This window comes from Iamia sp., from assembly GCF_035575815.1.
Classification (GTDB): Bacteria; Actinomycetota; Acidimicrobiia; order Acidimicrobiales; family Iamiaceae; genus Iamia.
This window is the reverse complement of record NZ_DATLXO010000144.1, coordinates 1-4,504: the sequence shown is the minus strand read 5'-3', so window position 1 is coordinate 4,504 and position 4,504 is coordinate 1. Positions and strand designations below refer to the sequence as shown.

The window sequence follows — 4,504 nt, the reverse complement described above, 5'->3', positions numbered from 1 at the left end:
CTCAGCGGATAGGTCACCACTTCGCTTGCTCCTCGTCGCCTGGCGGCTCCGAGAAGGGCCAGAGAACCGTGCTTGCCCGCTCTTGGCTCGCTTCGCTCGCCGGGCCGCTCGGGCCACGGCCTCCCTATCCGCTCGGCCTCTGAGACCAGCGCGGCGCGGCCCTCGGAGGCGCCGCGCTACCACGTGACACCCGCGGCGACCAGGACGCAACGGATCTCGGCGATGGCGGCGTCGACAGCACCGGCCAGGGCCGGGGAGATGCCCTCGCCGAGCACGTCGTGACGGGCGATCTGGCCGCCGATCAGCCAGACCGTGGCCGGTAGGACGCCGAGGCCCTCAGCGAGCATGAGGGCCCGCTCCGGGGTGGCGTAGTGCATGTCGGCGAGCTGATCTCGACGCTCGTTCACCGGCAGCGCCGCCACATCGAGCACGTCGGGCACCAAGACCAGCACCGTTCCCGGCGGCCGACCGAGGTCGACCGCGTCCACCACGACCAGCACGTCGACGGGGTCCAGCATCTCCTGCACCATGTGGATGCCCCCGATGCCGACCTCCATGACCTCCACGCCCGCGGGAAGCGGGCCGGACCGAAGCCGTTCGGCGACCACGATGCCGAAGCCGTCGTCGCCGCGCAGCACGTTGCCGAAGCAGGCGACGAGCGCTCGCACCGGCCGTAGGGTACGACGTCATGGCCGGCGGCGAGCATCCCCTTGATGGCGCGGTCCGCCAGCTCGACGCCGAGCTGCGGCAACACCCCGAGGACCGTTACCCCGTCCAGCACGCCACCGCCCGCTTCCACCTGGGCACCGTGAGGCTCAGCGAGGGGAGGCCGGACGAGGCCATCACATCGCTTCGGACCGCCGTGCGCCTCTTCGCCGACCTGCCGGTGGAGAGGGCCAAGGCGGTCAACATGCTCGGCGTCGCCCTCCGCGCTGCGGGCGCCCCCGCCGATGCGGCGGAGGCCTTCGCCGATGCGGAACGGGCCTTCGGTGCGGCGCGACAGCCCCTCGAGCAGGCGGCGGCCACCTTCAACCTGGGCTTGACCGCGCTCGACGAGGGTGACCTGCCGGTTGCGTCGCAGTCGTTCCGGCGGGCCCGGGACCGGTTCGCCGGGGAGCGGGCACCGGCGCAGACGTCGGCCGCGGGGCGTGAGCTCGCCGCCGTCCTGCTGGCCCAGGGCCGCCTCGATGAGGCCGTCGAGGTCGCCGAGGAGGCCAGCGTGCAAGCTGAGCACGCCGGTGAGCTCGCGGCCATCGGTGGCGCCGCCAACGTGCTGGGCCTCGCCCAGCTCGCCCGGGGCCGCGGTGAGGAGGCGGCGGCCGCCTTCCAGGTGGCCGCCGGCGCCCACCCGCGCCTCCTGCGCCCCGAGGGCTACGCCATGGCCAAGGCCAACCTGGCCCTGGCCCGCGAGGCGCTCGCGGAGGGTCCTCGGGCCCGGTTGGCCGCACGCCAGGCGCGCGACACCCCTGGCGCGCCGACGGCTGCTCGCGACCACGCCCTCGCCGTGCTCCGCCGGTTGCCCGACGCGCCCGACGACCTGATGGCGGTGCTCGACCAGGAGCCGGTCGAGCGGTGGCCCGCCGTGGTGCGCGAAGAGGTGACCCGCTGGCTGGACATGGCACCGGGCGAACAGCAGGAGGCCGCGGCGGCGTTGGTCCACGGTCAGCTCGGCCGCGGCCGGCACTCCGTCGACCTGGCCGAGGCCTGGATGGGGGTGCTGCTGGAGCTTCCTCCCGACGCCATGGAACGGTTCATCCACCTCGTCGTCGGGGCCGTCGGCACCTGCGATGAGCACGACGGGGAGCGGTTCCGCAGCGAGGTGGCCCGGACCATGGCCCACTTCGGTGTCCCCCAGCTGCTGCGGCTGCGCGACGCCTTCCAGGCGGCGGCGGATCGGCTCGGTCAGGACGGCTCGTGGAGCTAGAGACGGATCTGGATCCCGGCGTGCTGGGCCGCCTCCTGCCGGGTCGCGCCGTGCGGAGCTACCCTGCGGTCCTGTCCACCGAGGCCGACGCGCAGGGCTGGGCCCGGGCCGGGGCGGCGTCCGGATCGGTGGTGGTGGCCGACTACCAGGCGTCGGCGCGAGGTCGGGCCGGTCTCCCGTGGCAGGTCGAACAGGGGGTCGGCCTGGGCTTCTCGCTCGTGGTGCGCCCGGACCTGCCCTCGGCCCGGGAGGGTTGGCTCTACAGCGTGGCCACCACGGCCCTGGCCGATGTCATCGCCGCCACCGGGGCCTCCGATGTCACCACCGAGTGGCCCGACGAGGCCCATGCCTCTGGTGAGCGGGTCGCGGCGGTGGGCGTCACCATCGAGCTCGGGGGGGCCACCGTGGCGTGGGCGGTGGTGAACGTGCTGGTGGTCGACGCGTCTCCTCCTCGCGGGCCGCTCCTGGCTCGTTCGGTCGAGGCCATCGAGCGCCGGCTGGACCAGGCCCCCTCGGAGGTGCTCGACGACCACCGACGACGGTGCTCCACGCTCGGACGCACCGTCCGGGCCCGGCTCGTCCCGATGGGGCCGAGCGGCGTGCAGATCGAAGGACGGGCCGACCGCCTCCTCGCCGACGGGGCGCTCGTCATCGAGACCCCCCGAGGCTCCCGCGTCGCCGTGCTCCCGCACCACCTGGGGATGCTCGACCGCGTCGATGACCCGGACGGGTAGCGCTCTCCCCTACGGCTCGGACTCGAGGGCCTGGAGGCGGTCGAGCTCCGCCAACAGCGCCCACCACAGCGCCCAGTCGAGGTGGTCCATCCCCGCGGCGGCGTGCCCGGAGCCGATGAGTGCCCGCAACCGGTCACGGTGGGCGAACGCCGAGCCCCACCGGCCGCAGGCTTCAAGGCTCTCGAGCGCCGCGAGCAGCGACCGCAGCTCGGCCACCGCCGGCGAGGGCTCGAGGCGGTCACCGGCGACCATCTCCCGCAGCCTGGCGCCCAGCTCGACCAGCGGCGCCCGGCGGATCTCGGTCCGGACGAGGCCCAGGATGTCGTCCACTGAACCCGCCATCTCGGGGGACAGCTGGTCCTCGGGCCCCGTGCGCACGGGCTCGACCTCCACGATGACGATGTGGGGCGGCAGCACGCCGAGGGCGTGGGCGACCTCGATCACCAGGTCGATGGTGACGTAGCCGGTCACCGCGTCACCGATGGCGCCCTGTAGCTCCTGGGCCGTCAGCTCCAGCCGCTCCTTCCGGACGACCTTCCTCTCGACCGTGCCCGGCGTGCGCCCTCGGGTCGCGGCGCCCACGAGCACCAGGGTGGACGGTCGGGCCTCATCGAGCCGTTGGGCCACGGCCACCGCCCCGTAGTGCAGGTCCTCGACGGCGACGTGGGAGCCGAGCTCCTCGTCCCCCAGGCGCTCGACGAGCCGGCGGCCGACGTCGAGGTCCCCCTGGTAGAGCTCACCGACGCCGCCGACCAGCACGCTGATGGCCGGGGCCGGTGCCTCAGTCGACACCGCAGGAGCAGGTGTTCACCTCGCGGACCACCTCGCCGTGGTCGGTGTGGACGTGGGTCGTGCACGGCATGCAGGGGTCGAAGCTGCGGATCGTCCGCAGCATGTCGATCGACGTGAACTTCGACGGGTCCGAGCAGTCCTCGATGATCGGCGTGTTCATGACCGCCTCCTCATACGGACCGGGCTGGCCAAAGGGGTCGCGGGGCGAGGCGTTGATCGTCGACGGCGTGCAGATCTGGTAGTTCACGATCTTGCCCTGGTCCATCACCATGTGGTGCGATAGGAAGCCTCGGCCCGCGCCCCACCACCCCACGCTGCGGGTCTCTTCTTGAGGGATGTGGCTGGTCAGCTCCTCGGAGGGGACGGCGGCGACCCGTGTCTCGCCCTGGCGCAGGAGCTCATAGGCCTCCATGAGGTTGACGAGGCCGACGAGCTGGGAGAACACGTAGTGGTACGCCCGTCCGCGGTTGCGCTCGAAGGCGTTCCAGGACTCAGGAACGTGCCATTCGACGTCGGTCTCGCGGGTGAAGCCCTTGGGGATGTGCATGCGCAGGCTGTGGCCGGTGGCCTCGTAGAAGTCGTTCACCGGGTGCTTCTGGGCCATCGAGGTCATGAACAGACGGGCGTAGGCGCCGGCTTCGACCACCTGGCGGTCCCATCGGGGGGTGCAGGCCCACGTGTACTTCTCCTTCCAGTTCCTTCCGCTGGGCTTGGGCAGCGTGCGCTTGTTCCACGGGTGGTACGGCCCGATGGCGTTGCCCAGGGGGTCGGTGGTGTACCGATCGCCGGCCCACCCGTCGTAGTAGGAGTGCTCGATGAACTCCTCCCAGCCCACGTTGATGTCGGTGAGCCGGGTCGTGACGAGCTCACCGTCGATCACCACCCCCGGCGTCGAGAACCGCTGCTCGCCCCACTCGTTGCAGGTCTCGTAGCGGGCGTCGTAGAGCTGGTGCTGGTCCCAGAACCCGGAGTCGATGAGGTTCACGGGGCGCGTGCCGACCTGCTTGTAGCGCTCGTCGCACTCGTAGAAGAACTCGGGGATGTCGTTCCACAC

General features: G+C 72.2%; 5 protein-coding genes. 2 read left to right on the top strand and 3 right to left on the bottom strand.

Features of this window, described 5'->3' with window-relative positions:
- Nucleotides 1–176: 176 nt before the first annotated feature.
- A complete protein-coding gene (locus VNL12_RS15005) occupies nt 177–668 on the bottom strand; it encodes a hydrogenase maturation protease (RefSeq protein ID WP_325595750.1) in 492 nt (163 codons plus the stop codon).
- A 20-nt stretch (nt 669–688) separates the two neighbouring features.
- Here VNL12_RS15005 and VNL12_RS15000 point away from each other — a divergent pair, with 20 nt between their 5' ends.
- Both VNL12_RS15000 and VNL12_RS14995 read left to right on the top strand, forming a co-directional pair.
- The gene (locus tag VNL12_RS15000) at nt 689–1,924 is read left to right on the top strand and encodes a tetratricopeptide repeat protein (protein WP_325595749.1); all 1,236 of its coding nucleotides are present in this window, start codon (nt 689–691) and stop codon (nt 1,922–1,924) included.
- A complete protein-coding gene (locus VNL12_RS14995; protein ID WP_325595748.1) occupies nt 1,915–2,658 on the top strand; it encodes a hypothetical protein in 744 nt (247 codons plus the stop codon). The genes VNL12_RS15000 and VNL12_RS14995 overlap by 10 nt, the downstream gene beginning before the upstream one ends.
- 9 nt (nt 2,659–2,667) lie before the next feature.
- Here VNL12_RS14995 and VNL12_RS14990 read toward each other — a convergent pair whose 3' ends face one another.
- Both VNL12_RS14990 and VNL12_RS14985 read right to left on the bottom strand, forming a co-directional pair.
- The gene (locus VNL12_RS14990) at nt 2,668–3,450 is read right to left on the bottom strand and encodes a hypothetical protein (RefSeq protein WP_325595747.1); all 783 of its coding nucleotides are present in this window, start codon (nt 3,448–3,450) and stop codon (nt 2,668–2,670) included.
- Nucleotides 3,440–4,504 (bottom strand): nickel-dependent hydrogenase large subunit (locus VNL12_RS14985; protein ID WP_325595746.1); only part of this gene is annotated, 1,065 nt, incomplete at its 5' end. The genes VNL12_RS14990 and VNL12_RS14985, both read right to left, overlap by 11 nt.